Source organism: Geodermatophilus siccatus (assembly GCF_900103785.1).
Lineage (GTDB): Bacteria > Actinomycetota > Actinomycetes > Mycobacteriales > Geodermatophilaceae > Geodermatophilus > Geodermatophilus siccatus.
Window position 1 is genome coordinate 62,400 of sequence record NZ_FNHE01000012.1, and the last position, 24,568, is coordinate 86,967.

28 protein-coding genes are annotated in these 24,568 nt (G+C 75.9%); 15 read left to right on the forward strand and 13 right to left on the reverse strand.

Annotation, left to right across the window (positions count from 1 at the left end; translation table 11 throughout):
* Nucleotides 1–72 precede the first annotated feature (72 nt).
* Entirely contained in the window at nt 73–222 is a 150-nt protein-coding gene (locus BLS21_RS25310) for a hypothetical protein (RefSeq protein WP_175479668.1), read from the reverse strand.
* Between the two features lie 754 nt (nt 223–976).
* Here BLS21_RS25310 and BLS21_RS19960 point away from each other — a divergent pair.
* Entirely contained in the window at nt 977–2,497 is a 1,521-nt protein-coding gene (locus tag BLS21_RS19960; protein WP_091222652.1) for an MFS transporter, read from the forward strand.
* 43 nt (nt 2,498–2,540) lie between these two features.
* Nucleotides 2,541–3,080, forward strand: a complete 540-nt coding sequence (locus tag BLS21_RS19965; RefSeq protein ID WP_091222655.1) for a DUF4396 domain-containing protein — start codon at nt 2,541–2,543, stop codon at nt 3,078–3,080.
* An 82-nt stretch (nt 3,081–3,162) separates the two neighbouring features.
* Here BLS21_RS19965 and BLS21_RS26020 read toward each other — a convergent pair whose 3' ends face one another.
* The 5 genes from BLS21_RS26020 to BLS21_RS19990 all read right to left on the reverse strand — a co-directional run bounded on the left by BLS21_RS26020 (nt 3,163) and on the right by BLS21_RS19990 (nt 6,724).
* Complete coding sequence (locus BLS21_RS26020; RefSeq protein WP_245700613.1) at nt 3,163–3,354, reverse strand: CGNR zinc finger domain-containing protein; 192 nt, start codon at nt 3,352–3,354, stop codon at nt 3,163–3,165.
* A 131-nt stretch (nt 3,355–3,485) separates the two neighbouring features.
* Entirely contained in the window at nt 3,486–4,265 is a 780-nt protein-coding gene (locus BLS21_RS19975) for a DUF6308 family protein (RefSeq protein ID WP_091222660.1), read from the reverse strand.
* Nucleotides 4,266–4,903: 638 nt separating this feature from the next.
* Complete coding sequence (locus tag BLS21_RS19980; RefSeq protein ID WP_091222663.1) at nt 4,904–5,635, reverse strand: Crp/Fnr family transcriptional regulator; 732 nt, start codon at nt 5,633–5,635, stop codon at nt 4,904–4,906.
* 51 nt (nt 5,636–5,686) lie between these two features.
* Nucleotides 5,687–6,370 carry a chemotaxis protein CheB gene (locus tag BLS21_RS19985; RefSeq protein ID WP_091222665.1) on the reverse strand — a complete coding sequence of 228 codons (684 nt, stop codon included), beginning with the start codon at nt 6,368–6,370 and terminating at the stop codon, nt 5,687–5,689.
* Between the two features lie 105 nt (nt 6,371–6,475).
* Nucleotides 6,476–6,724: a hypothetical protein gene (locus BLS21_RS19990; RefSeq protein WP_091222667.1), complete on the reverse strand. Its 249-nt coding sequence runs from the start codon at nt 6,722–6,724 to the stop codon at nt 6,476–6,478.
* Nucleotides 6,725–6,808: 84 nt separating this feature from the next.
* Between BLS21_RS19990 and BLS21_RS19995 the strand changes: the two genes are divergently transcribed.
* From BLS21_RS19995 to BLS21_RS20005, 3 genes are all read left to right on the forward strand, one after another.
* Nucleotides 6,809–8,023, forward strand: a complete 1,215-nt coding sequence (locus BLS21_RS19995; RefSeq protein ID WP_091222670.1) for an MFS transporter — start codon at nt 6,809–6,811, stop codon at nt 8,021–8,023.
* Nucleotides 8,024–8,249: 226 nt separating this feature from the next.
* Nucleotides 8,250–8,918 carry a SemiSWEET transporter gene (locus BLS21_RS20000; RefSeq protein WP_091222672.1) on the forward strand — a complete coding sequence of 223 codons (669 nt, stop codon included), beginning with the start codon at nt 8,250–8,252 and terminating at the stop codon, nt 8,916–8,918.
* 73 nt (nt 8,919–8,991) lie between these two features.
* Entirely contained in the window at nt 8,992–9,936 is a 945-nt protein-coding gene (locus BLS21_RS20005; RefSeq protein ID WP_091222675.1) for a quinone oxidoreductase family protein, read from the forward strand.
* 78 nt (nt 9,937–10,014) lie between these two features.
* Here BLS21_RS20005 and BLS21_RS20010 read toward each other — a convergent pair whose 3' ends face one another.
* Nucleotides 10,015–10,704, reverse strand: a complete 690-nt coding sequence (locus tag BLS21_RS20010) for a hypothetical protein (protein WP_091222677.1) — start codon at nt 10,702–10,704, stop codon at nt 10,015–10,017.
* Nucleotides 10,705–10,790: 86 nt separating this feature from the next.
* Nucleotides 10,791–12,179, reverse strand: coding sequence for a vanadium-dependent haloperoxidase (locus BLS21_RS20015; protein ID WP_139177230.1), 1,389 nt, complete (start codon nt 12,177–12,179; stop codon nt 10,791–10,793).
* Nucleotides 12,180–12,467: 288 nt separating this feature from the next.
* On the opposite strand from BLS21_RS20015, the gene BLS21_RS20020 reads away from it, so the two are divergent.
* The 3 genes from BLS21_RS20020 to BLS21_RS20030 all read left to right on the forward strand — a co-directional run bounded on the left by BLS21_RS20020 (nt 12,468) and on the right by BLS21_RS20030 (nt 14,056).
* Nucleotides 12,468–12,848, forward strand: coding sequence for a DUF1801 domain-containing protein (locus BLS21_RS20020; protein WP_091222682.1), 381 nt, complete (start codon nt 12,468–12,470; stop codon nt 12,846–12,848).
* A gap of 82 nt (nt 12,849–12,930) precedes the next feature.
* A complete protein-coding gene (locus BLS21_RS20025) occupies nt 12,931–13,341 on the forward strand; it encodes a DUF4142 domain-containing protein (protein WP_091222684.1) in 411 nt (136 codons plus the stop codon).
* Between the two features lie 94 nt (nt 13,342–13,435).
* Complete coding sequence (locus BLS21_RS20030) at nt 13,436–14,056, forward strand: GDSL-type esterase/lipase family protein (protein WP_091222687.1); 621 nt, start codon at nt 13,436–13,438, stop codon at nt 14,054–14,056.
* A 437-nt stretch (nt 14,057–14,493) separates the two neighbouring features.
* Here the strand turns inward: BLS21_RS20030 and BLS21_RS20035 are convergent, their stop codons facing one another.
* The 3 genes from BLS21_RS20035 to BLS21_RS20055 form a co-directional block, all read right to left on the reverse strand.
* Nucleotides 14,494–15,426 (reverse strand): ketopantoate reductase family protein, encoded by a 933-nt coding sequence (locus BLS21_RS20035; protein ID WP_091222691.1) that lies wholly within the window; start codon nt 15,424–15,426, stop codon nt 14,494–14,496.
* A 762-nt stretch (nt 15,427–16,188) separates the two neighbouring features.
* Nucleotides 16,189–16,686, reverse strand: a complete 498-nt coding sequence (locus tag BLS21_RS20050) for a GNAT family N-acetyltransferase (protein ID WP_091222698.1) — start codon at nt 16,684–16,686, stop codon at nt 16,189–16,191.
* Between the two features lie 123 nt (nt 16,687–16,809).
* Nucleotides 16,810–17,559 (reverse strand): alpha/beta fold hydrolase, encoded by a 750-nt coding sequence (locus BLS21_RS20055; RefSeq protein ID WP_091222701.1) that lies wholly within the window; start codon nt 17,557–17,559, stop codon nt 16,810–16,812.
* 240 nt (nt 17,560–17,799) lie between these two features.
* Between BLS21_RS20055 and BLS21_RS20060 the strand changes: the two genes are divergently transcribed.
* The 4 genes from BLS21_RS20060 (at nt 17,800) to BLS21_RS20075 (ending at nt 20,865) form a co-directional block, all read left to right on the forward strand.
* Nucleotides 17,800–18,438, forward strand: coding sequence for an ATP-dependent Clp protease proteolytic subunit (locus BLS21_RS20060; protein ID WP_091222702.1), 639 nt, complete (start codon nt 17,800–17,802; stop codon nt 18,436–18,438).
* On the forward strand, nt 18,435–19,019 hold the full coding sequence (locus tag BLS21_RS20065) for a TIGR03086 family metal-binding protein (RefSeq protein WP_091222705.1): 585 nt from the start codon (nt 18,435–18,437) through the stop codon (nt 19,017–19,019). Before BLS21_RS20060 ends, BLS21_RS20065 begins: the two co-directional genes overlap by 4 nt.
* 119 nt (nt 19,020–19,138) lie before the next feature.
* Nucleotides 19,139–19,549 carry a YciI family protein gene (locus tag BLS21_RS20070; protein ID WP_245700619.1) on the forward strand — a complete coding sequence of 137 codons (411 nt, stop codon included), beginning with the start codon at nt 19,139–19,141 and terminating at the stop codon, nt 19,547–19,549.
* Nucleotides 19,546–20,865 (forward strand): RNA polymerase sigma factor, encoded by a 1,320-nt coding sequence (locus tag BLS21_RS20075; protein ID WP_091222710.1) that lies wholly within the window; start codon nt 19,546–19,548, stop codon nt 20,863–20,865. The genes BLS21_RS20070 and BLS21_RS20075 overlap by 4 nt, the downstream gene beginning before the upstream one ends.
* A gap of 161 nt (nt 20,866–21,026) precedes the next feature.
* Here BLS21_RS20075 and BLS21_RS20080 read toward each other — a convergent pair whose 3' ends face one another.
* Entirely contained in the window at nt 21,027–21,845 is an 819-nt protein-coding gene (locus BLS21_RS20080; RefSeq protein WP_091222713.1) for an alpha/beta fold hydrolase, read from the reverse strand.
* A gap of 260 nt (nt 21,846–22,105) precedes the next feature.
* Here BLS21_RS20080 and BLS21_RS20085 point away from each other — a divergent pair, with 260 nt between their 5' ends.
* Together BLS21_RS20085 and BLS21_RS20090 are read left to right on the forward strand one after the other, a co-directional pair.
* A complete protein-coding gene (locus BLS21_RS20085; protein ID WP_091222716.1) occupies nt 22,106–22,621 on the forward strand; it encodes a MarR family winged helix-turn-helix transcriptional regulator in 516 nt (171 codons plus the stop codon).
* A complete protein-coding gene (locus BLS21_RS20090; protein ID WP_091222719.1) occupies nt 22,618–23,121 on the forward strand; it encodes an SgcJ/EcaC family oxidoreductase in 504 nt (167 codons plus the stop codon). Before BLS21_RS20085 ends, BLS21_RS20090 begins: the two co-directional genes overlap by 4 nt.
* Before the next feature lie 164 nt (nt 23,122–23,285).
* On the opposite strand, the gene BLS21_RS25315 is transcribed toward BLS21_RS20090, so the two are convergent.
* Nucleotides 23,286–23,441 (reverse strand): hypothetical protein, encoded by a 156-nt coding sequence (locus BLS21_RS25315; RefSeq protein WP_175479669.1) that lies wholly within the window; start codon nt 23,439–23,441, stop codon nt 23,286–23,288.
* Between the two features lie 93 nt (nt 23,442–23,534).
* Here BLS21_RS25315 and mgrA point away from each other — a divergent pair, with 93 nt between their 5' ends.
* Nucleotides 23,535–24,566 (forward strand): L-glyceraldehyde 3-phosphate reductase, encoded by a 1,032-nt coding sequence (gene mgrA, locus BLS21_RS20095; protein WP_091222722.1) that lies wholly within the window; start codon nt 23,535–23,537, stop codon nt 24,564–24,566.
* The last annotated feature ends 2 nt before the right edge of the window (nt 24,567–24,568 follow it).

A 24,568-nucleotide genomic window follows, 5' to 3' on the forward strand; every position in this document is an offset into this window, starting at 1 on the left:
CAGGGAAAGGTTGCCGTGGCCTTGCCCACGGTCCCGCCGTGTCGACCGGCGCGGACCCCCGCTGGCCGGCGATCACGGCCTCGTGGCCGGTGCCGGTCGCTCGGCGATGGGCTCGTAGCGGCGGACGGCGTGGCCGCGCATGCGATGCGGGCGGCCGGCGATGCCGACCTCGATCGCCCCGGCGGCGGCGTGGGCGAGCAGGTGGACGCGGTCGTGGCTCACCCACCGGCGCCGTCGGCAGCCGGCCGGCGACGGCAGTCGTCCCGCCCGTCGGTACCGGCCAGCGGCCCGCTCACGGGTCGGACACGCATTCGGGTCCGTGCGACGATCGCCGGATCACCGGGGGCATGCGGCGGGGCCGGCCCGGCGAGTCGCTCGCCGACCGCGCCGCGCGGTCCGGGGTCCCCCCGCCGCCCGGCCCGCCCCGGCCGCCGCCCGAGCGCGGGCGGGACGGCCGGCGCCCGGCCGGACACGGCCACGGTCGGCACTGCTGGGTGCGCGACCCACCGGAGGAACCGGGCATCTGGCCGGGCCTGCTGGGGAGTGGCGCCAGTGGGAGCACGGCCGGCACGGGCGGGTTGCCCACACCGTCGCCGGCGACACCGGGCCGGTGCTGGTGGAGACCTGGCTGCCCGCCGAGCAGCTCAAGCCGGATTGAGCGGGCGGGGGATCGCGCAGACGGCCCACCGGGTCAGAGCCGCCACCGGGCGCCGTGGCGCTCGGCAGCGTGACGGGGCGCGGCTCATCCGGCCAGGCGGGCCCCCTGGTCCACGTGGTCGCTGGGGCGCAGAGGACCTCCACGCGAGGCGGGAACGTGGTCACGGTCAGGTGGTCCAGTGCGGCCTCGCCCGTTGGCGTCGCCCGGCCGCCCGTGAGGTCTCTCACGCCTTCTTGCATGGGGGTACCCCCAGGGGGTACATCTGGTAGCGGATACGGCCGGGGGGTACCCCCCATCTCGCACGCCTGGAGTTGTCGCATGTCAGCCGCACCGCCCGCCCAGTCACAAGCGCCCGAGGCTTCCGCCGGCGGCCGCCGACTGGGTCCGTCCCTGCTGGTGATCGCCACGGCCCAGCTGATGCTGGTTCTCGACGACACCATCGCCAACATCGCGCTGCCGAGCATCGAGCGGGAGCTGGGCGTCTCCGCGTCGGCGTTGCCGTGGATCATCAACGCCTACGTCCTGGTGTTCGGCGCGCTGCTGCTGTTCGGCGGCCGGCTCGGCGACCTGTACGGGCGCCGGCGGGTGCTGCGCATCGGCCTGGTCGTGTTCACCGCCGCCTCGCTGCTGGGCGGTCTCGGCCCGAACGCCGAGCTGCTCATCGCCGCCCGCGGGCTGCAGGGCGTCGGAGCGGCCCTGGTCGCCCCCAACGTGCTGGCCCTCATCGCCACCACCTTCCCCACGGGCCGGCCGCGCAACTCGGCGATGGCGGTCTATGCGGCGATGTCCGCGGTCGGCATGACCGTCGGCGTGCTGCTCGGCGGGGTGCTGACCGGGCTGCTGAGCTGGCGATGGGTCTTCCTGATCAACGTCCCCATCGGCCTGGCGGTGCTCGCCGGCACCCGGGCGCTGGTCGAGGCCGAGCGCCGCACCGGCCGGCTGGACACCCCCGGCGCGGTCACCGGCACCGGCGGGTTGCTGGCCCTGGTGTACGGCATCACCCGGGGCGGCGAGCACGGCTGGACCGACGCCGTCACCGTGGGCGCGTTCGTGATCGCCGCCGTCCTGCTGGCCGTCTTCCTCGCGCTGCAGGTGCGCCGGGCGCACCCGCTGCTGCCGCTGGGCCTGCTCGCCGACCGCAACCGGTCCGGCTCCTACGCGGCCGTGCTGTTCATCGGCGGCGGCCTGATGGCCACCTACTTCCTGCTGACCCTCTACATCCAGCAGGTCCTGCAGTTCAGCCCGGTGATGGCCGGCCTGGCCTCGCTGCCGGTCGCCGTCGGCATCGTGCTCGCGGCCGGCATCAGCACCAAACTGGTCGAGCACCTCCCGCCGCGCGCCGTCGCCGCCCCGGGCCTGCTGATCGCGGCCGGCGGCCTGTTCTGGCTGTCCACGCTGACCGTCGACTCCTCCTACGCCACGCAGGTGCTGCCCGCCCTCCTCCTCACCTACTTCGGCCTGGGCATGGGCTTCATGCCGATGACCCTCACCGCCGTGCACGGTGTCACCGAGGACCAGGCCGGTGTCGCCTCGGCGCTGCTGAACACCGCCCAGCAGATCGGCGCGGCGCTCGGCGTCGCCGTGCTGGCCACCATCTCCACAGCCGCGGCCACCAGCCGCCTGCCCGGCGCCACGCAGGCCCTGCAGGAGGGGCTCGCCGGCAACGACGCCGGCATCGCGGCCCGGGCGACCGAGGCGCTGACCCACGGCTACACGACCGCGTTCCTCGCCGGAGCCGGCCTGCTCGTGGTGGCTGCCGCCGTCGTGGGCGTCGCCGTCACCACCCGGAGCGCCCAGCGTGCCACCGAGGCCGCCTGCACCACGGCCCCAGCGGCCTGATTCCCCAGAACCCTCCGCTCACCTCACCGCTCGAGGAGCACCGATGGACCACTCCACGCACCAGCAGCGCCCGACCGGCGCCGCGCTGACCCGGCTGGCGATGACCGCCACCCTGCACTGCCTCACCGGCTGCGCGATCGGCGAGGTCCTCGGCATGGTCATCGGCACCGCGCTGGGCTGGTCCGACGGCCCGACGATCGCGCTCGCCGTCGCGCTCGCGTTCGTGTTCGGCTACTCGTTCACCATCGGGCCGGTCATGCGCTCCGGGCTCGCGCTGCGCGCGGCGATCCCGGTCGCCCTGGCCGCCGACACCGTCTCGATCACCGTCATGGAGATCGTCGACAACGCGGTCATGCTGCTGGTGCCCGGCGCGATGGACGCCGGCCTGGGCAGCTGGCTGTTCTGGGGCTCGCTCGCGTTCGCCCTGGCCGTCGCGTTCGTCGTCACCGTGCCGGTCAACCGCTGGCTCATCGGCCGCGGCAAGGGGCACGCCGTCGTGCACCAGTTCCACGGCGGTGGGCACGGGCATGCCGCGCACGAGCGGCGCCCGACCGGGGAGCACGGCCACGGGCACGACCACTGAGCCGCGCCGGACTGCGTCCGCCGACGGCACGGCCCCGCGTGCCGGGCTGCCGGCGGCGCTCCGGCCCTGTGCCGGACGGTCGTCAGGCGCCCGTGAGCTGGCTGCGCCGGGCGTAGGCGCGAGCCGCGCGGGCGCGGTCCCCGCAGCGCACCGAGCACCACTGACGACGGCCGTGGGTCCGCAGCAGGTAGCGGTTGCAGGGCGGGGAGCCGAAGGCGGCCAACCGCTCGGCGTCGGGCCCGGTGAGCAGGTCGGCGGCGCCGGCGGCGAGCACCGCCAGGGCGTGGTCGACGATCTGGGTGGTGCGGTGCGGCGGGGTGCGGTGCAGTCCGTGCTGGTGAGGATCGTGGCGGGATGACTGAGGGGCGGGGTCCGCATGGACCTCGCCCCTCAGTGCTCGGGTCACTACACGCCGGTGGCCTCGCTCCACAGGACGACGTCGAGCAGCCTCAGGTCGGACTGGTCGATGGACCAGGTCGGTTGCGCCTCGCGGAGTGCAGCGCGGGCTTCACCGAGTCCGGCCTGCACGAGAGGGTGGGTGATGAGGTACGCCAGCACCTGGATGTCCCGAGTGAACCAGCCGAGCTGGCCGGGTCGACCGCCCATGGTGCGGTTGTCCGACAGGTATGTGCACACCTTCGAGTCGCGCACCGGGAAGAGCTCCGGCCGCTTTCGGGCGCACGTCTTCGCGGAGAGGACCCATTGGTTGGTCGGCCTGTTGCCCAAACGGGGCAGCATCGTCCGGATGGCGTTGTAGAGGTCACTCATGTGTTCGAGCAGCGTCGGCGTTGTTGCCGACAGGGCTGACTCGGGCGGCAGGTCTCGTAGTCGTGCTTCGACGATCGAGCGGAGCGGTCCGGGGTGGAGGAGGCGCCGTCCGGCATCCGGCGGGACCTTCATCTCCAAGGTCGTCACCGCCCAGAGGTCCGCGGCGGTGACCGCGTAGTCGTCCGCGACCGGCACCCCGAGGAAGGTCGCTCCCGCGTACCCCCCGTTCGGGTCGTAGTACCTCAGCAGACGGTCCACGGCGTGCTCGACCGAGCCCTGCTCCCCGGTGAAGGCCCGCTGGGTCATGGCGAGTGCGGTGTCGAGCATCGACGGCTCGACCGGTCGCCAGTCGTCGGGAAGGGCCATGACCCGGCCGTCGCCGTAGACGCTGGTGGGGCCGTCACTGTTCCTGATCATGGCCGAGATGCTGCCGTACCGGGACGCAACCGACGGTCGGACGGTGGGGCGGCCCGTCGATCTGGCCTCCGTGTCGCAGCCGTTCGGACGATCGGCTGAGTCGGGACTGCCAGGGTTCGGTCGACTCCTCGCCCGTGGGGCTGCGGCCTCGCCGGGAGGATCAGCACCGGGCCCGAGCCCCCGAAGGAGTTCCGGCGTGACGGGATCGCGGCCGTCCGGCAGGACGGTCAGTCGATCGCGCCGGTCGCCAGGAGAGCGGGGAGAGCCCCTGGAGTTCCCAGCACCCTCGACCGACCTGCTAAGCCTCCGTCGCCGAGCGGCTCGACGCCGGACCCGGACGCCGCTACGCCACCTGGCAGGACGACGTCACCGCCCCGCTCCTGGGGAGTCGGACGGCGACGCATGCTCGCCGACGGGGCCTGGCGCGGCTCGCCCTGGAGGAGGCCGCGGGCAAGACGCCCCAGGTGCACGGCCCGCTGCACTGGCCGACCGAGGCCGGTCGCAGCCTGGGCGACATCCGCCGGCGACGCCGGCCGGCGGACCGGTGGTCCTGGACACGTACCGCCGTCGAGGTGCCGAGCCGATCGCCGTCACGGGCCGGTGCTCTGCCTCGGCCACGGGAGCGACCCCCGCGGGGGTCAGACCTCGGGCGCAGCCGCGACCCGCCGGTACTCGGACTGGACGATGCCGTAGCAGTCGCATGCCGCCTCGTGCAGGGCGTCGGCGTCCAGGACGGTGATCCTGCCGCGGGTGTACCGGATGACGCCGGCCTGCTGGAGCACGCCCGCGGTGAGCGAGACGGTGCCCCGCCGCACGCCCAGCATCTGGGCGAGGAACTCCTGGGTGAGGCTGAACTCGTCGGCGCCGACGCGGTCGCGGGTCTGCAGCAGCCAGCGGGCGCAGCGCTCCTCGGTGGTGTGCAGGCGGTTGCAGGCCACGTTCTGCGACAGCTGGATCATCGTGGCCAGGGTGTAGCGGTGCAGCACGTCGTGCAGCGCGCCGTCCCCGGACAGGAACCGGCGCAGCTCACCCGTCGGGAGGCGCACGGCCGTGCCGGCGATCTGGCCGAAGGTGTCGTGCGGGCTCTCGGCCGTCCCGAGGAAGGCGGGGAGACCGCCCATGCCCTCGTAGCCGACCGTGGCCACCTCGACCGCCGCCTCGCCCTCGACGGTGGCCAGCAGCGACAGGACGGCATCGACGGGGAACCAGAGGTGCTCGATGGGCTTGCCGCGCTCGTAGAGCTGCTGGCGGACGTCGACCTCCACCGGCTCGAGGGCGGGCTGCAGCCGGCGGTACTCGTCCTCGGGCAGGGCGCCGAGCAGGAGGTTGCGTCGCGGGTCCGGGGGCGTGCTGCCGGTCGGCGTGGACACGTGCCTCTCCTCCGGGGACCGGCGGTCCCGTCTGCTCCGGGCCGGGAGGAGCTACCCCTGGAGGACGGACGTCATGCCGGGACGGGCGGACGCGGGCCCAGGCGGGCCCAGGCGGGCCCACGGCGGGATCGGCACGGCGAGCAGGTCCGCGGCGCCCGGGGCCATCGCGTACGCCACCAGAGCCGGCGCGACCAGGTCCAGGGGCAGGGCGTGCTCGACGCAGCCGGTGGCCAGGGCCGCGCTGGGCATGCCCGGCGCCTCGGCGTCGTCCGGGTCCTGGACCAGCACGCGGCCGCCGGCCCGGCGGACCGCGCGCACGCCCGCGGCGCCGTCGGACAGCCGTCCGGTCAGCACCACGGCCAGCACCCGCCGGCCGAAGGCGGCAGCGGCGCTGGTGAGGAGGTCGTCGGCGGTCCTGGCCGTCGGGCAGGCCCGTAGCGCCAGTCGGCCGTCGGGGTGGAGCTCCGCAGTGGTCCCGGCCGGCAGCACGGTGACCCCGGGCAGCAGGGGTCCGGACGCGGCGGTGCGCACGGGCAGGGCCGCCCGGGCCCCGAGCAGGTCGCTGAGCAGCTCGGGCGTGCCGGGGCCGCGGTGCTGCACCACCAGGACCGGCACCGGGAAGTCCGCCGGCAACCCGGACACGACCGTGCGCAGCGCCCGTACACCGCCGGCGCTGGCGGCCAGCGCGACGACGCCGAAGCCGTGGCGCCGGTCGGGAAGGGGTCGCGTCGCCACCCGACCGAAGGTACGCCTGTGTCAGGTGCCTGACACAGCACTGCTGCGCGTGTCCTGGCACCGGCCCGATGTCCCGACGGCCCCCGCACCCGGTGGCGCCCGGGGTCAGCGCACCCACCGCCCCCGAGCCGACGCCAGGCGACCCGGCAGGGGGGAGGCCGGCTCGCGGGTGTCAGGTCGCTCGGCGGAGTCCTCGAGGTCGGCGTTCAGGCCGAGCCAGCCGCGGACCGTGCCGTCCGGGTCGTGCAGCGGGACCGCACGGACGCGCGTCGGGTGCCGGGTGTTGCCGGCGGGGTGGCGCGCCGGGGCCGCGCTGCGCACGTGGCTGGAGAACACGCTGTCCACGGCGAGCACGCGGGAGCAGGTGCGGGGCAGTCCGCCCCGGGGGGGTCCTGGGCCCTCGACGGGCCCCGGCCGGCCCCGTGCGAGCATCCGGGGGTGCCGTGGCGGGGGCGGGGGGAGCTGCCCCGTGAGGTCGGCATCCTCGCCGTCGTCGCCTTCGTCGTCGCGCTCGGCTTCGGCGTCGTCGCACCGGCCATCCCGCTGTTCGCCCGGGCCTTCGGCGTCGGGACGACGGCCGTCGGGCTCGCCGTCAGCGCCTTCGCGTTCTTCCGCTTCGTGTCCGCCTTCGGCGGCGGCTCCCTGGTCGAGCGGTTCGGCGAGCGCACGGTCCTCTCGGCCGGCCTCGGCATCGTCGCGGTCACCACGGGGCTGGCCGGACTGGCGACGTCCTTCCCGCTGTTCCTCGCCCTCCGTGCGGCCGGCGGCGTGGGCAGCGCCATGTTCACCGTCGCCGCCCTGTCGCTGCTGCTGCGGGTCGCCCCGCCCTCGCACCGGGGACGTGCCGCGGCGACGTGGCAGGGCGGGTTCATCCTCGGCGGGATCGCCGGCCCGGCGGCCGGCGGGCTGCTCGCCGAGCTCTCCCCGCGCCTCCCCTTCTTCCTGTACGCCGGTTTCCTCATCCTGGCCGGCTCGGTGGCCATGGTGCTGCTGCGCCCGTCCGTCACCCCGCAGCGGTCGGCGGCCCCGGCGGGAACCGGTCCCGACCTCGCCGCCGCCGACCCGGTCGGCCTGCGGACGGCCCTGCGCTCGCGCGTCTACCTGACCGCCCTGGTGGCCAACCTCGGCGTGGGCTGGGTGCTGTTCGGGGTCCGCAACTCGCTGGTGCCGCTGTACGTCACCGAGGAGCTGGGCCGGACGGTCGCGTGGGCCGGCGCCGGCCTGCTGGCGGGCTCGGTGGCGCAGGCCCTCGGCCTGCTGCGGTCGGGTCGCCTGGCCGACACGTGGGGACGGCGACCCGCGCTCGTGCTGGGCGCCGGGCTGGCCACGGCCTCGACGGCGGCCCTGGTCCTGCCCCCGGTCCTGTGGGTCTTCCTGCTGTCCATGGCCCTCTTCGGGCTGGCCGCCTCGTTCCTCGCCAGCGTGCCGGCGGCACTGGTCGCCGACGTCAGCCCGGCCCGCGGCGGTCGGGTGGTGGCGGTGTTCCAGATGTCGGCCGACCTCGGCGCCATCGCCGGTCCGCTCGTGGCCGGCTGGCTCACCGACGTCGCCTCGTACCAGACGGCCTTCGCCGTCACCACGGCCGTGCTGGCCGCCGGGCTCGGTGCCGCCCTCACCCTGCCGCGGACAGCGGGCGCAGCCGTCCGGGAGTAGGCCGCCGGACGGCTCTCCGGGGCCTCGCGTGACCCCCGCCACGGCGATGAGCGAGGTCACAGGACGATCACGCCGGATCGCCTCCCGTCACGGGTCCGGGCCGCCGATGACCCCTCTGGCCAATCCCGCTGCGCGCTCGCCGACGAGTGCCCGGGGCCGGCGTGTGGCTGGACAGCCCGCCGGTGGCCGCGCCCATCGCAGTCCACCGAACGGATCCCGCTCCACCATGATCGCCGCCCTCGGCTCCACCGCGGCCGCCCTCAGCATCACCGTCGTCTGGCCCCAGGTCTGGCTCTCCTGCCGGCACGGCCGCACGCTCGGTCTCTCCCCGACCGGCAGCTGGCTCGCCGTCGGCCTCAACCTCTGCTGGCTGACCTTCGGTCTCCTCGTCGGTGACGGACCGCAGATCGCCACCCACGCCGTCGTCGGCGCCGGCAACACCGCCGTCCTCGTCGCCCTGCTCCGCGCCCAGCCGCAGCTGCGCACGGGGCAGCAGCTCCGCCGCACCGCCGCGGGAGCCGCGGGCCTGGCCGCGCTCGCCGCGGTCAGCGTCGTCGCCGTCGTCCTGGGTGCCGCGACGGCCGCGGTCGCTGCCGGGCTCAGCGCGGTCGTCACCCTGGTCGGGATCGTCGCCGCGCTGCCCCAGCTGGTGGGCATCCTGCTCGACCGGACCCAGGACCTGTCCGGGATGTCCCCGGCGCGCTGGTACCTCGGCGCCGGCTCGTGCGCCTCGTGGACGGCCTACGGCTGGCTGCTCGGTCAGCCGACGGTGTGGCTGTCGGCCGGGTTCGGGCTGGTCTGCGCGGTCGCGACCTGTGCCGTCCTGCGGGCCCGGAGCACGGCTCCCCGCACCGTCCCGCAGCGGGCGTCCCGGGCGGTGCTGGCCGCGGCCTGACCTCCCGCCTGCGCCCGGCACGGTCCCGACGTCCGTGGTAGGCACCGGGCACGGCCGACGACGGGAGGACGACGTGCAGGCAGTGCTCATGGAGCGGACCGGTGGCCCCGAGGTGCTGACCGTCCGCGAGGTGCCCGACCCCGCGCCCGGCGAGGGCCAGGTGCTGGTCGACGTGGAGGCCGTGGGCGTCAACTTCCGCGACGTGTACGAGCGCGAGGGGCGTCCGCCCTACGGCGGCGACCTGCCCAGGATCGTCGGTGCAGAGGGGGCCGGCACCGTCGTCGGCACGGGGGAGCGGGTCGCCTGGCTCGACGTCGCCGGCAGCTACGCCGGCCGGGTGGCCGCCCCGCGGGAGAAGCTGGTACCGGTGCCCGACGGCGTCCCGCTCGAGGTCGCCGCCGCCGTGGTGCTGCAGGGCTGCACCGCCCAGTACCTGGCCGCCGACTCGTACCCCGTCGCCGAGGGCGACTGGGTGGTCGTGCACAGCGCGGCCGGGGGAGTCGGGCTGCTGCTCACCCAGCTGGTGCGCGCCCGCGGCGGTTCCGTGCTGGCCACCGTCTCCACCGAGGAGAAGGCCGAGCTCGCCCGGGGCGCCGGCGCCGACGAGGTGGTGGTCGGCTACGACGGCTTCCCCGAGCGGGTTCGCGAGCTCTCCGGCGGCGAGGGTGCGGCGGCCGTGTACGACGGCGTCGGGCGGGCGACGTTCGCCGCGGGGCTGACCGCGCTGCGGCCGACCGGGCGGATGATCGTGTACGGCGCCGCCAGCGGGCAGCCCGAGCCCGTGTCGGTGCAGCAGTTGGCGTCGCACGGCTCGCTGTACGTCCAGCGGCCGACGCTGGGCACCTACACCCGGACCCCGGGGATGCTGCGCGAGCGGGCCGGTGCGGTGCTGGGGATGGTCGCCGCCGGCCGGCTCGACGTCCGCATCGGTGGCCGGTACCCGCTGGCCGAGGCCGGGCGCGCGCACGAGGACCTCGAGGGACGCCGGACCACCGGCAAGCTGCTCCTGACGGTGTGACCCTCCCGGTCCGGCCGACGGCGGCGGTCGGGGCCGGTGTGCCGCCGGGCCGCAGGGCGGCCCGGCGGCACGGCCGGGTCAGGAGCGCTGGCGGTCCGAGGAGCGGTACCTGCCCAGCAGCGACTCGGAGGACTCGCCGGGCTCGTCGTCGAAGACCATCGGCCCGATCCGGCTGCCCGAGGTCACCACGGCGTCCCGGCCGGTGAAGTCGTACCGGTAGGTCCAGGTTCCGTACTCGTCGACGAACGTGCCGCTCTGCCGCTCGCTGTAGGTGTCGCCCACGCCGGTCCAGGTGATGTCCACTGCCGGGCTGCCCGGCGTGTCCCCGTGCCCGCTGCCGACCGCGAGCGTGCCGGTCAGCCTCGCCGTCGTGAGCTTCTTGTCGACCGTGAAGGTCACCTGACCGCCCTCGACGAAGCGGGTCCCGAGCAGCTGGCACGGGCCGTCCGCAGGGGCCGGCTCGCCGTGCCCGCCGGCGGGCAGTTGCGGCGTCGTCCCCTCGTCGCACTCGACGTCGTGGACCGTGCCGAACACCCGGGCCCGGCCGTTGCCGAGGTCCTCGACGTAGAGGTCGCCGAAGTGGGCGTTGCCCGGCACGTCGGCCGCCGGCGGCAGCTCGCCGACCTCGAGCCAGGTGGTGGAGACCTGGATGCCCGAGGACTTGGAGAAGAACAGGTCGCCGGCCAGCGCCGGGGAGGGGACGGCGACGGCGAGCGCGGCCGCCGCGGCGGTGACCGTCGTCAGGCGGCGCAGGGAGGAGGCGGACATGGGACCTTCTTCCGTTGGTGCACGGCGGGACCGTGCGGGGACGCCGGGACGCCCGGCGGGCGCCCCCGGGTGGGGGACGACGGGACTCAGCGGCGGGTGCGGACGCGCTGCAGGACCAGGGCGCCGACCTGCTCGCCCTGGGCGAGGCCCGCCTCGATCGCGTGCGGGAAGTGGATGCCGCCGTACAGCCGCGACCGGGCGGCCTCCTGGGCGGCGTCGTGGAACGAGGCGAAGGTGCGTGGCACGTGGCCGCGGACGTCGTGCGAGTGGTCGGTGAAGGCGAAGGTGCCCAGCCGGTCGGTGAGCACCGCGGCGGCCGCCGGTGACGCGACGCTGTGCCCCGAGGTGTGCTCCGGGAACTGCGGGCTGTTGACCAGGCTCGACCAGCCCGCGTCGAGGTACCGGTTCACGTAGGTGACCGGGCGGAGCAGGTGGTACCGGTACTTCCAGGTCCAGCAGTTGAGGAACGCCTCGTGCAGGGCGATCCCGGTGACGGCGAGGGTGTCGAGCGCGACGTCGAGCCGCGCCCCGCGCAGGGCGAGCGCCTGGCCGGCGATGAGCATCCAGTGGCCGGACGGCAGGCCGGTCGGCGTGCCGGGCGGTGGGGTGAACGACCCGGGGTTGTCGGTCCAGAAGCGGGCGATCGCCCGGTGCTCGGCGGTGTTCGCGACCGACTGGCGGTGGACGGCCACCGCCTGCTCGTGGAAGTCCGACCCCGGCTCGGTCGAGAAGGGCAGCGGCGGTTCCGGCTCGACCTCGTCGGCGCTCGTGAGCACCATCGGCCGGACCTCGGCCCAGTGGGGCTCGATCGCCGGTCGGAAGTTGGGCGGCGTCGACACCCAGTGCCAGGGTTCGGAGGCGGGCGCGGTGTAGGGGCGGCCCACGGTCCCGGCGTGTCCGTCGCTGGCGATCCAGCCGGCCAGGTGTCCCGCCACGGACCGGCCGTGCGCCACCGAGGCGTCCAGGGCCCGCTGGGGCACGCCCGCGGCGCGCCGTCGGCCCAGCACCGCGGCCTCGGCCGTGTCCAGCAGCGTCCGCGTGCCGACGCCGGCGAAGGGCAGCACCCGCCGCAGCACGGCAGCCGCCGACGCCACAGCCGCGGCCGGCCAGTCGATCAGCGCGGCGAGGGGCTGCGGTGCAGGCGCCGTCAGGTCCCGCAGCTGACCGCCCAGGGACCGGTGACCCGGCATCCCCCGGACGGCGGCCTCGTACATGGCGATCGCCGTGTGGGCGTAGGTGCGGGCGGCGGCCGGTGGGCTGAGGTTCTCCCCCAGCACGAGGTCGTAGGTGGTCTGGAGCCAGGACAGCGCCTCGTCGGCGGCGTGCCCCGCGGCGGTCACGCCGCCTGGCCCCGTGCCACCTGCCGTCGCCGCCGCCGCCGCCGCCGACGCCGACGCCGTCCGCGGCAGCACGGCGGCCGCTCCCGTGCCCAGGGCGGCGACGAGCACCTCGCGTCGGGTGATGGGGCTGCGCATGCCGATCCTCCGGCCGGTGGCGACCAGCGCTCCCGGTCGGTCCGGACGGGCGCCTCCGTGGGCGGGGAGCGTGGCGGACGCCACCGCCTCCGGGTCGGCCGCCGAGCCCATGCGTGACCGATACGTTATGAGCCGAGTGCGGAGGGTGAAGGGGCGTCGGGCACCTCGGCTGCTCCGGGAGAGGGTGGGTCGGCTCGCCGCCCGGCCCGGGGCCCACCCCACGCCTCCGCCGCGGGCCGTCCGGAGGGGCGGCGAGGCGCGACGGGACCGGGGTGGTGCACTCCCGGGATGACCACCGCAGACCTCGACGTCCTGCTGGCCCGGCTCGCGCCCGGGGTCGCCGAGCTGGTGCGTGCCGCCGACGCGCTGGTCCGGGAGGTGCACCCGGACGTCGTCCGGGTCGTCTGGCCGCACCAGGGGACGGTCGGCTACGGCGTCGGGCCGGCCAAGAACAGCGAGCACTACGCCTACCTGGCGACGTTCGCCCGGCACCTGAACCTGGGGTTCAACCACGGGGCCGACCTGGAGCACGGCGGCCTGCTGGAGGGCACCGGGAAGGCGTTCCGCAAGCTGACCGTGCGCCGGGCCGAGGACCTCCGCGACCCGCGGCTGGTGCCGCTGCTGCGCGCCGCCCGCGAGGAGCGCGTGTCCGCTCTCGGCCGCACCTGAGCCCGCGTGGGAGAGCTCACCCGAGCGGCCCGGGGGCCGTGCTCGCCGTCCCCGGGCCGGCGGCCGCGGATCCCGACGTCGGGTGCGGCAGGAGGACGGGACCGCCGGTCCGCTCGGCCCGGCCGACCGCGACGCGCTGCACGAGGTCGAGCAGGCCGGGCTGTGGGAGGTGCCCGCCGGCACCGCGAGGAGCGAGCCGGCCGAGGACCCGCGGGTGCGCGAGGTCGGCCGGCTGGTCGCCGCCGAGCACGCCGAGCTCGACGTGCTCGTGCAGCGCGCCGCGGCGCAGGTCGCGGTCGAGCTGCCGGTCGAGCCGAGCGCGCAACAGCAGGACTGGACGGCCGAGATCGCGGTGCGGTCCCGGACCACCTTCGACCAGCGGGCGGTCTTCCTGCTGCGGCAGGCGCACGGCGCGCCACCGACGGACACGGCGACGAGGGAGACGTCCCCGGTCGGGCGTGCACGACGGTGCACGCCCACACTGGCGCCATGACCGTCGTCGCCGTCCCCCGTCCCGCCGCCGCGTCCCCCGTGGCGACGCGACGCCGGGGCGGCCGTCCTGGAGGGCGTCGTCCCCCGGTGGCCTGATGGACGTGCGGGTCTGCTTCCTGGGCGACTCGTTCACCGCCGGGGTCGGCGACCCGACCGGCGCGGGCTGGGTCGGCCCGGTCGCGGCGGTCGCCCGACGGGCCGGCTGGGAGCTGACCGCCTACGGCCTCGGCGTCCGACGCGACACCTCGGTCGACGTCGCCCGGCGCTTCCTCGCGGAGGCGTCGTGGCGGCTGCGCGACGGGAACCGGTACGGCGTGGTCGTCGCCGTCGGCCTCAACGACGTCGTCCTGGTGGACGGACGCCGGCGGGTGGCGCGGGACCGGTCGCTGACCGCGCTGGCCGAGGTCCTCGACGCCGCGGCCGCGAGGGGCTGGGCGGCGCTGGTCGTCGGCCCGCCGCCGGTGTCGAGGGCAGGGGAGAGCGCGCGAGCCGCCGACCGCTCCGCCGGCATGGCGGCGGAGTGCGGCGCGCGGTCGGTGCCGTTCGTCGACACCGCCGGCCTGGCGGACGACGCGGTGTGGGTCGCCGAGGTCGCGGCCGGCGACGCCTACCACCCGTCCACCCGCGGCTACGCCCGCCTGGCCGCGCTCGTCGAGCCGGTGTTCCTGCGCTGGCTGGCCGCGCACGTCGCGCCGTCGTGCCCGGAGGTGCCGTGACCGGGGAGGTCCCGCCGGGCCCTGGTGCCCGCCACCCCGTGCCCGACGAGCACGGCCGGGTCGTCGCGGTGCTCGGCTCGTGGTGGAGCGGTCTCGGCGGTCCGGACGGCACCCCGCAGCGGGCGCTGCTGCTGTCGCGGCCGTTCTCCGAGCACTTCTCCGACAGCAGCCGGGTGGTCGAGGACGGCGCCGGCGACCTGCGCGCCTTCCTCGTCGGGTTCCCGCCCTCGGCGCAGGCGGACGTCGGCTACTGCACGTCGTCGGGGTCGACCCGGCGCTGCACCGCCGGGGCGTGGCCGGTGCGCTGTACCGCCGCTGCGCCGGGCACGTCGCAGAGCGGGCGCCCGTCGGTCGTCCTACCTGACAGGTCCGGGCAACGCCACCTCGGTGCGGTTCCACCGCGGCCTCGGCTTCGAGGTCGTCCCCGGCGAGGACGGTCAGCTGCCCGGGTGGCGCTCCCGCAGCTCGTCGACGTAGCGGGCGGTGACCGGGACGGCGATCCCGTGCCGGGTCGCGGCCCGCACCACGGCCCCGCCGATCGCGTCGAGCTCGAGCGGGCGGCCGGCCGCGGCGTCGCGCTGCATCGACGAGCGCATGCCCGCGGGGACGCCGTCGAAGAAGCCGACGACCTGCTCCTCGTCAGCGGGCGCCCCCTCGGCGCGGGCGACGGCGGCGACCTCGCCGACGATGGCGACCAGGTCCTCCCGCCGGGACTCGCGGACCTCGCCGGCGGTCGCCCGTGCGGCGGTGGTGAGCAGCGCGAGCGGAGCGAGGAAGTTCAGCTTGCTCCACAGCACCGCCGGCTCGTCGTCCCCGACCTCCGTCGTCACGCCGACCCGCTGCAGGGCGTCGGCCAGCCGCCGCACCCGCTGCTCGAGCCCGGGGACGGCGACGAGGTCGACGGTGACGAACGGACTCCCGTGCTGGATCACCCCTGGTGCGGTGCGGGTGCTCTCGACGCGGATCGTCGCCGGGACGACGCCGGCCTGCGGGTAGCGCCGGCGCAGGTGGTCGACGTGCTCGACGCCGTTGAGCAGCGGCACGACCAGCGCGTCACCGAGGACGTCGGCCGGCACCCGCTCGAGGGCGTCGTCCAGGTGCGTGGCCTTGACGGTCACGAGGAGGACGTCGACCGGCGCGGTCAGCCGCTCGGCGGCGTCCACCGGGGTGGTGGAGTCGCCGAGGTGCGCGCTCTCCAGCCGGATGCCTGCCGTCCGCAGCTGCTCCGCCGTCGCCGCGCCCGCCAGGCAGGTGACCGCCGCGCCGCCGCGGGCGAGCAGTGCCGCCAGCAGGCCGCCGACCCCCCCGGGGCCGAGCACGGCGACGCGCAGTCCGGTCAGGGCGTTCCCTCCGTCGGTCACGACGGACATGCAAGCAGAGGCCGCCCGGGCGACATCAGGCCCGGTCGCTGCGCCGGGCGCCTGCGCTGGCGCATCCCGGCGCGAGGGCGAGCAGGGCCGCCGGCGGCGGGCTGGCCGACCGGCCCCGGATCGCGCTCACCGACGCGGTCAGCGGCGCGCTGCTGACCCTGACCGACCTGCCCGCACTGCGCCGCACCGGCAGCTGCGGCAGGCCCGCCTGCCGCCGGCCCGAGGCCTGCGGCCACGACCTGAGCGGCCGGCCCGGACTGACCCGGCCCGGCACCCCGAACGGCTACCGGCCGCACGCACAGTTGGACCGCCACGTGCGCGCCCGGGACCGGCGCTGCCGCTTCCCCGGCTGCCGCCGCCGCGTGCCCCGAGCCGGCGAGCTGGACCACCACCGGCCGCACGGCACCCTCACCGTCACCACCCCACCGGCCCGACCGCCATCACCGAACCCCCGGCCTACTGAGCAGTGCCGGATGCCGGGTGTCGTCGCCTCGGCCGCTGACCGCATCACGCAGCAGCCGCTCGTGCGGCCCCTCGGTGGGGAGGACGTCGGGTCGCCGGGGAAGGCGGTGGGCGTGCCGGGCGATCACGCAGTCCTGCAGCAGCGGGCCGATGAGCCCCGCGCCCGCGGCAAGCCTGCCGGGTCACCGTCGAGCTGAGCCGCCGGCTCCAGCAGCCACGGGCGGGATCCGATGCGGCAGTACAGCTGCGCGGCGCCGTCGCCGAACGTGCTGAGGTGCTCGCGCGCACGAGCGGTCCTGCTCAACCCGGTTCCTCGTGGGGCTCCAGGGACACGGCCATGAGGACGTCGTCCACGTACTGGCCTTCGAGGAAGAACTCCCCGCGCCGCACGCCCTCGACCACGAAGCCGCAGGCTGCGTACAGGGCGCGGGCGCCGGGGTTCGTGGCCAGCACGTTCAGGGTGAGCCGCCGGGCGCCGCGGCGCCGGGCCTCCTCGACCGCGGCGCGCAGCAGGGCCCGGCCCACGCCGCGGCGCTGCACGGCCGGGTCGACCGCCAGCCCGTTCACCTGGAGCACGTGCCGGTTGGACGGCAGGGCCGTGGGCCGGCGCAGTCTCACGTACCCGACCACCGCGCCGTCCAGTTCGGCCACGAGGACGTCCCCGGGCGGGTCCTCCCCGAAGAAGTCGACGTCCTCCGGCCACAGCGGCGCGGGGGCCACGGCTGGCGACCACGTCACCCGGTCGAGGGCCGCGAGCCGGCGCTCGTCGTCCCTCGTGGCGGTCCGGACGGTGGTCACTGCGCGTCCCCGGACTCCGTCCACCCGGCGACGCTAACCGGCCGCGATGACTCCGGCCCGGCCGACCGTCGGCGCACGGACCGGCCTGCGGTTCCGGGTGCTGCAGGTCGGGGTGAGCCGGCGTCAGAGCGCAGCCCAGAAGCGCTCGAGGACGACGGCCGCACGCTGCGGGTCCTCCACCATCCAGCCGTGTCCGAGGCCGTCGAGCACCTCGACCCGGGCACCGGCGCGGGCCGCGGCGCGGCGCCGCTGGGCGTCGGTGCCGACGAAGGAGTCCTCCGACGGGAGCAACGCGAGGCCGGGGCGGGCGGCGGCGGCCTCCAGCGAGCGGCCGGCCTCGGCCATGGCCGGCTGGGCCGCCGAGCGGTAGAGCGCCAGGGCCGCGCGGCCCATGTCCTCGTCCTGCCCGGCGGCCACCTGCTCCGCGACGTCCGGCGGGAAGCCGAACGAGACGAGCCGCGCGGCCTTGTCGGCGGGACTGCCGCCCAGCATCCGCGCGATGGAGTCCTCGCCGGCGCCCGGCTGTTGCCACACCTGCGCCAGGTCGTGCCAGACGTAGTCCTCGTCGAAGACGCCGATTGCGTCGCTGACCCAGCTGCGCAGCAAGTCGGGCCGCGCCATGGCCACGTTCACCACGTGGACGCCGCCCCAGTCGTGGCCGACGAGGTCGACCGGCTCGCCGATCCGCTCGAGCTCCCCGACCAGCCAGTCCCGGTACTCCGGCATCGTCGCCCCGAAGTCCGCGGGCAGGGGCGCGCCGAAGCCGGGCGGGGCCAGCCGGACGACGTCCCGCTGCAGGGAGCCGGCGAGCGGGTCCCACAGCGCCGGGGTCTCCGGGTTGCCGTGCACGAGGACGGCGGGCGGGGTCGTCACGGGTCTCCTCCGCGGTGTCGGTGCCGGGTGCGACGGCCGCAGCCTGCCGCATCCCCCGGCGGGACGCCGGGACGCCGGACGTCCCGGCCGTGCCGGACGACGTCATCGAGGGTCACGGTCAAGGCCATTTCGCTGATGGCACAAGAAGTGCGCGACGAGCGGAATGCGCCATTTCTGCCGCGCATTCCGTGGCGGGAACCGATTGACTCCGGCCCACCAGTCCACGGAAGGGGTCGGCCCATGCGCGTTCCTCCGCCCACCGGCGCGGGCGCACCGTTCCTGCAGGCGGGGAACGGGCACGCGTCCCTGCACGACGCCGTCTCCGACCGCCTGCTGCGGGAGCGCACCGTGTTCCTCGGCAGCCCGGTGGACGACGACGTCGCCAACCAGATCTGCGCGCAGATGCTGCTGCTCTCGGCCGACGACCCGCGCCGGGACGTGCACCTGTACATCAACTCGCCGGGCGGCTCGGTCACCGCCGGGATGGCCGTCTACGACACCATGCGCTTCATCGACTGCGACGTCGCGACCTACTCGTTCGGGATGGCCGCCTCGATGGGGCAGTTCCTGCTCACCGCGGGCACCCCCGGCAAGCGGTTCTCGCTGCCGCACACGCGGATCATGATGCACCAGGTCTCGGCGGGGGTGGGCGGGACGCAGTCGGACATCACCGTCCAGGCCGACATGCTCCGCCGCCTCAAGCGGGACATCAACGAGCTGCAGGCCGAGCACACCGGGCAGAGCGTCGAGCAGATCGAGCGCGACTCCGACCGCGACCGCTGGTTCACCCCCGACCAGGCCCGCGGGTACGGCCTCGTCGACCACGTCGTCGCCTCGGCCGCGGCGCTGCCCGTCCCCGGCTCGGCCGGCGCCCCGTGACCGGGCCGGACGACGCGGTCGCGCGGTACCTCCGGGCCCTCGATCGGCTCGGCGCCGTCGTCGACGCCGTCCCGGCGCAGGGCTGGGACGCGGCCACGCCCTGCCCGGGCTGGTCGGCCCGCCAGCTGCTGGGCCACCTCGTCGACGGGCAGAACCAGGTGCTCGCGATGCTCGCCGGGGAGGGACGCCGTGCGCCGGTCGCCGACCCGGGGGCGCTCGGCCTGCTCGCCGGCCCGGACCCCGCCGGCTCGTGGCGACGCGCCTACCAGGCGGCCGTCGCGGCGCTGAGCCGTGCGGCACCCGGCGCCGGAGTGGCCACCCCGCTGGGCCCGCGGACCGTCGAGCAGCTCCTCGGCATCGCCCTCGTCGAGCCCGTCGTCCACACCTGGGACCTGGCGACCGCGACCGGACGACCGGCCGACCTCGATCCCGACGCCGTCCGGGCCCTGCTGCCCGGGGTCCTCGCGCTCGGCGGGCAGCTGCAGGCCACCGGCATGTACCCGCCGGCGGTCCCCGTGCCGGACGACGCACCGGCGCAGGACCGGCTGCTGGCCGCGCTCGGCCGCCGGCCGCCCGGGTGACGGGGGCCGGAGGCGTGAACTCCTCGCGCGCGGTGTCGATCCGGGAGTGCCGCCGTTCGACCGAGGGGTGAGAGGGTCCGACGGGGACCCGCGATCGGTAGGAGACCACCGTGAAGTACATGCTGATCATGCGTGCGACCGACGAGACCTACGCCGCCTTCCAGGACGTCGACTTCAGTGAGGTCGTCGAGTCGATGGGCCGGTTCAACGACGAGATGATCCGGGCCGGCGTCCTGGTCGCGGCCGAGGGCCTCGACGACCCGGCGAAGGGCGTCGTCGTCGACTACTCAGCCGAGTCCCCCGTGGTCACCGACGGCCCGTACGGGGAGACCAAGGAGCTGTTCGGCGGCTTCTGGATCCTCGACGTGGCCTCGCTGGAGGAGGCCGTCGAGTGGGCGAAGCGGGCGCCGCTGGCCGGTCCGGGCAGCAAGACCGAGATCCGCCGCGTCACCAGCATCGACGAGTTCCCGCAGGACAACGAGTGGATCCAGAAGGAGCGGGCGTGGCGGGCGGCGACCGGACAGCTGTGAGCGGTCCGGGGGGTGGCCCCGCGGTCACCCCCCGGGCCCCGGGCGGCCGGGAGGCGGTCGAGGCGGTGTGGCGGATCGAGTCCGCACGCATCACCGGGACCCTGGCCCGGTACACCGGGGACTTCGCCCTGGCCGAGGACCTCGCCCAGGAGGCGCTCGCCGAGGCGCTGGTCGCCTGGCCCAGGGACGGCGTGCCGCGCGAGCCCGCCGGGTGGTTGCTGACCGTGGGGCGGCGCCGCGCCATCGACGCCTTCCGCCGCCGCTCGGCCCTCGACGAGCGGTACGCCGTCCTGTCGCGCGACCTCCCCGAGGGCGGTGCCGTCACCGGGGCGGCCGCGCCCGACCCGGCGGGACCGGACCGGGACCTGCTCTGGGACCCCGACCGCATCCACGACGACGTGCTCGCCCTGGTGTTCACCGCCTGCCACCCGGTGCTCTCGCGCGAGGCGCGGGTCGCGCTCACCCTGCGCGTCGTGAGCGGTCTGACGAGCGACGAGATCGCCCGGGCCTTCCTCGTGCCGACCGCCACCGTGCAGGCGCGGATCACCCGCGCCAAGAAGACGCTCGCGGCCGCGCAGGTGCCCTTCGAGGTGCCACCGCCCGAGGAGCGCCGCGCGCGGCTCGGCTCGGTGCTCAGCGTGCTGTACCTGGTCTTCACCGAGGGGTCGACGGCCACCTCCGGGAGCGAGTGGATCCGGCAGGACCTGGCCCGCGAGGCGGTCCGGCTGACCCGCGTGCTGGCGCAGCTGGTGCCCGACGAGCCGGAGGTGCACGGCCTGCTCGCCCTCCTCGAGCTCACCGCCGCGCGGTTCCCGGCGCGCGTGGGCGACGACGGCGAGCCGGTCCTGCTGGAGGCGCAGGACCGCCGGCGGTGGGACCGCGCGGCCATCCGGCGCGGGCGGGCGGCGCTGGTGCACGCCGGCCGGGTCGGCCGCGGCCTCGGTCCCTACGGCGTCCAGGCCGCGATCGCCGAGTGCCACGCGGTCGCGCCGTCGGTCGACGAGACGGACTGGGAGCGGATCGTGCTCCTCTACGACGTGCTCGGCCGGCTGGCGCCGTCCCCGGTCGTCGAGCTCAACCGGGCGGTCGCCGTCTCGGTCGCCCGCGGCCCGGCAGCCGCGCTCCCGCTGGTCGACGAGCTGGCGCGAGCGGGCAGCCTGGCGGGCTCGCACCTGCTGCCGAGCGTCCGGGGCGAGCTGCTCGCGCGGCTCGGCCGGTTCGACGAGGCGCGGCGCGAGATCGAGCGGGCGGTGCAGCTCTGCGGCAACGAGCGGGAGCGGGAGCTGCTCCGCCGCAAGGCCGACGCCTGGGTCTGACCGCGCCCCGCCAGCGGGGCAGCTCCCGGACGACGACGTCGTCCTGGAGCAGGCTCGCGGTGACCACCGTGCCGTCGTGCTCGGCGCCGCGGTGAGGAACCGGTAGGCACCGTCCGCAGCCGGAGTCGGCCGATCGCGACGGACGGGGGGATCGCGGGTGTTCAGGCCCGGACGGCGGCCGGGCTGACCTGGGCGAGCACGAACTCGGCCACCACGTCGTGCACGGCGTCGCGGTCGTGCTCGTTCAGGACGTCGTGCAGGTCGCCGGGGAAGGTGCGCAGCGTCGCCCGCGGCAGCCGGGCGACCAGCGCCCGCGAGTCCTCGACCGGGACCACCGGGTCGGCCTCACCGTGGAGGACCAGGGTCGGGATCGACGGCCGGCCCTCGGCCAGGCCCGTCGCCACCGCCGACCAGGAGCGCACCACCGCCTCCAGGGTCTGCGGCGGCACCGGACCGCGGTGCACCAACGGGTCGGTGCGCAGCGCCTGCAGGTACTCGGGGTGGGTGCTGAACGCCTCCGCCGGGTCGGGGGCGTCGACCTCGTCGGCGCCACCCTCGACGAGGTCCTCGACCCAGGGCAGGGGCTGGGCCGGTGGTGCGGACACCACCAGCGCCTGCGCCAGGTCGGGCGACCGCTGGGCCAGCAGCAGGGCGGCGACCCCACCCCCGGAGTGCCCCATGAGCACCAGCGGGCGGCCAGGGTGCTGGGCCTGCGCGAGACCCGTCAGGGTCCGCGCGTCGTCGACCTGGTCGTCCCGGCTGACCATCAGGTCGCGCTCGCCGTCACTGCGCCCGTGGCCGATGGCGTCCAGCGCGTGCACGGCGATGCCGGCGGCGGCCAGCCGGCGCCCCAGCACCTCGTAGAGACCGACGTGCTCGCCGAAGTCACCGTGGCAGAAGACGACGACGGCACGGACCTCGCCGTCGGGCAGCCAGGCGGTGTGGTGGACGCGGCCACGGGAGCCGTCGAAGAACGGCATCGCGCCTCTCCCTCCGGGTCGGGCGGACGGGCCCCCGCTGCGGTGATCCTCCTCGCCGGCGGCGCGGGCGCGAGGGGCCCTCCGACCCTCACCGGCGGCGGCGCCCGGCGCCGCGTCCCCCGACCGTGGTCGCCCCCGGACGGGTCGCGATCGGCCGCTGACCCGGGTCGGCTCCGGCTGCCGTGAGGCCGTGCGGGTGTTGACACCTCGGGCCCGGTCGGTCGTAGACTCGCTCACATTCTGAGCGAGTCAGGATCGGGATGAGTCGACGTGTCGAACCCGGACGTGCGGATCTGGCGCGGACCGCGCGCCGGCACAGCACGGCCACGGTGCTGTACCACCACGCCGTCGCGGAGCGGCTCGGTCTCGGGCCCTCCGACCACAAGTGCCTCGACCTGCTGGTCCAGCACGGCGAGCTCACCGGCAGCCGGCTCGCCGCGATGACCGGCCTCACCACCGGTGCGATCACCGGCGTCGTCCACCGGTTGGAGGCGACCGGCTTCCTGCACCGCCGTCCGGATCCGACCGACGGACGACGGCAGCTGCTCCGACCCGTGCCGGACCGCGTGGCCGAGGTCGCCGCCGTCTTCGCCGAGGACGGTCCGGACCTCGACCGCCTCACCGCCGGGATGACCCGCGACCAGGTCGACGCGGTGCTCACCTTCCTGTCCCGCGCGACCGACGAGCTCGAGGAGTGCGCGGTCCGGCTCCGGGCCCGGGCACTCCTCGACGGCGCACCCACCCAGCCGGGACGAGCGGAGGAGGACGCCCCATGACAGCCGCCGGCAGGAGCGGGGACGCGGCGCTGCACGAGCTGTTCGACCGCATGTGTGCCGCCTGGACGGCAGGCGACGCGGCCGCCTACGGGGACTGCTTCACCGAGGACAGCGACTACGTCTCCTACGACGGCACGCACGCCCGCGGTCGCCAGGCGATGGTCGACAACCACCACCGGCTGTTCACGGGCGTGCTGAGCGGCTCGGCACTCGTCGGCCGCATCGAGTCGGTCCGGCACCTGCGACCCGGCGTCGCCGTGCTGCACGCGACCGGCTCCGTGCTGATGCCCTGGCGCTCGAGCCTGCCGGAGCGGCGCCTCTCACGGCAGACGCTGGTCGCCGTCGAGGAGGGCGGCGCGTGGCGGATCGCTGCGTTGCACAACGGCCGGGTCCGGCCGGTCACCATCCCGGGGCCGGCGTCCGTGCCGTCCCGGATGTCCCGGGCGCTGACCGCGACGGCCCGCCGACTGGGCGTCGGGCACCCCCTCAGCAGGCGCTGAGTCCGGCAGCCGGCGTCGTGCCAGGGGTGGGCCGGCCGGGGTCCGAGGGACGGTGCAGTCGGGAGGGCTGCCGTCGCGCCGAGCCGGCCCACCCGACTGCGGCCTCGCCCGACCAGCGCGGCGGGGGAGCGCGCGCTCTGCGGCCCCGGGCTCGCCCTCGGTGCTCAGACCCGGGTGTCCCGCTTGCCCCAGCCGACCGCGGCGGTGAGCACGAAGAGGACCAGGCCGACCACCGCGAGCCAGAACAGGCCCTCGATCACCGCGCCGACGACGGAGACCACCAGCCACACCACCAGCAGGAACCCGACGAGTCGCAGCACGGCGCACCTCCGGTGGAGCGGGGACCCGACCGATCGAGCCTAGGTCCGGAGGACCCCGGTTCGGGGATCCGCGCGCCGGGCAGGATCGCGGCCATGGCCTACACCGCAGCGGACGACCGCTACGACTCGATGACCTACCGGCGCACCGGCCGCAGCGGCCTGGACCTCCCGGCGGTCAGCCTGGGTCTGTGGCACAACTTCGGGGACGACGTCCCGTTCGACCGGCAGCGCGCGATCCTGCGCCGCGCCTTCGACCTCGGCGTCACCCACTTCGACCTGGCCAACAACTACGGACCCCCGTACGGCAGCGCAGAGGTCAACTTCGGCCGGCACCTGGCCGACGACTTCCGCCCCTACCGCGACGAGCTGGTCATCTCGACCAAGGCCGGCTACGACATGTGGCCCGGCCCGTACGGCCAGGGCGGCGGCGGCCGCAAGTACGTCCTCTCCAGCCTCGACCAGTCGCTGCGCCGGATGGGCCTGGAGTACGTCGACGTCTTCTACTCCCACCGGCCGGACCCGACCACGCCGCTCGAGGAGACGATGGGCGCGCTGCACCACGCCGTCCGGGCCGGCAAGGCGCTCTACGCCGGCATCTCCAGCTACGGCCCGGAGGACACCGCCAAGGCCGCGGAGATCCTCGCCGACCTCGGGACGCCGCTGCTGATCCACCAGCCGTCGTACTCGATGCTCAACCGCTGGGTCGAGACCGAGGGGCTGCTCGACACCCTCGAGGACGTCGGCGCCGGCTGCATCGCCTTCTCCCCGCTCGCCCAGGGGATGCTCACCAGCAAGTACCTCGACGGCGTCCCGGAGGGCTCGCGCGCCAGCCAGGGCAAGTCGCTGTCGACCGACCTGCTGACCGGGGAGGCGCTCGACCACGTCCGCGCGCTCAACGGCATCGCCGAGGAGCGGGGGCAGAGCCTGGCCCAGATGGCGCTGGCCTGGGCGCTGCGCGACCCGCGGGTGACCAGCGTGCTCATCGGCGCGAGCAGCGTCGGCCAGCTGGAGCAGAACGTCGGTGCGCTGGAGCGGCTGGACTTCACCGACGACGAGCTCGCCGCGATCGACCAGCACGCCGTCGACTCGGGCATCGACCTGTGGGAGGCCCCGCGCACGGCCTGACG

Excerpts from the sequence above, each read along its gene's own strand:
- BLS21_RS20085 (WP_091222716.1), top strand. The coding sequence starts at position 22,106 with ATGAGTCGACGTGTCGAACCCGGACGTGCGGATCTGGCGCGGACCGCG.
- BLS21_RS20070 (WP_245700619.1), top strand. The coding sequence starts at position 19,139 with ATGCTGATCATGCGTGCGACCGACGAGACCTACGCCGCCTTCCAGGAC.
- BLS21_RS20090 (WP_091222719.1), top strand. The coding sequence starts at position 22,618 with ATGACAGCCGCCGGCAGGAGCGGGGACGCGGCGCTGCACGAGCTGTTC.
- mgrA (WP_091222722.1), top strand. The coding sequence starts at position 23,535 with ATGGCCTACACCGCAGCGGACGACCGCTACGACTCGATGACCTACCGG.
- BLS21_RS19975 (WP_091222660.1), bottom strand. The coding sequence starts at position 4,265 with ATGATCAGGAACAGTGACGGCCCCACCAGCGTCTACGGCGACGGCCGG.
- BLS21_RS20060 (WP_091222702.1), top strand. The coding sequence starts at position 17,800 with ATGCGCGTTCCTCCGCCCACCGGCGCGGGCGCACCGTTCCTGCAGGCG.
- BLS21_RS20080 (WP_091222713.1), bottom strand. The coding sequence starts at position 21,845 with ATGCCGTTCTTCGACGGCTCCCGTGGCCGCGTCCACCACACCGCCTGG.
- BLS21_RS20020 (WP_091222682.1), top strand. The coding sequence starts at position 12,468 with ATGACCACCGCAGACCTCGACGTCCTGCTGGCCCGGCTCGCGCCCGGG.
- BLS21_RS20015 (WP_139177230.1), bottom strand. The coding sequence starts at position 12,179 with ATGCGCAGCCCCATCACCCGACGCGAGGTGCTCGTCGCCGCCCTGGGC.
- BLS21_RS19960 (WP_091222652.1), top strand. The coding sequence starts at position 977 with ATGTCAGCCGCACCGCCCGCCCAGTCACAAGCGCCCGAGGCTTCCGCC.
- BLS21_RS20000 (WP_091222672.1), top strand. The coding sequence starts at position 8,250 with ATGATCGCCGCCCTCGGCTCCACCGCGGCCGCCCTCAGCATCACCGTC.
- BLS21_RS20030 (WP_091222687.1), top strand. The coding sequence starts at position 13,436 with ATGGACGTGCGGGTCTGCTTCCTGGGCGACTCGTTCACCGCCGGGGTC.
- BLS21_RS19965 (WP_091222655.1), top strand. The coding sequence starts at position 2,541 with ATGGACCACTCCACGCACCAGCAGCGCCCGACCGGCGCCGCGCTGACC.
- BLS21_RS20035 (WP_091222691.1), bottom strand. The coding sequence starts at position 15,426 with ATGTCCGTCGTGACCGACGGAGGGAACGCCCTGACCGGACTGCGCGTC.
- BLS21_RS20010 (WP_091222677.1), bottom strand. The coding sequence starts at position 10,704 with ATGTCCGCCTCCTCCCTGCGCCGCCTGACGACGGTCACCGCCGCGGCG.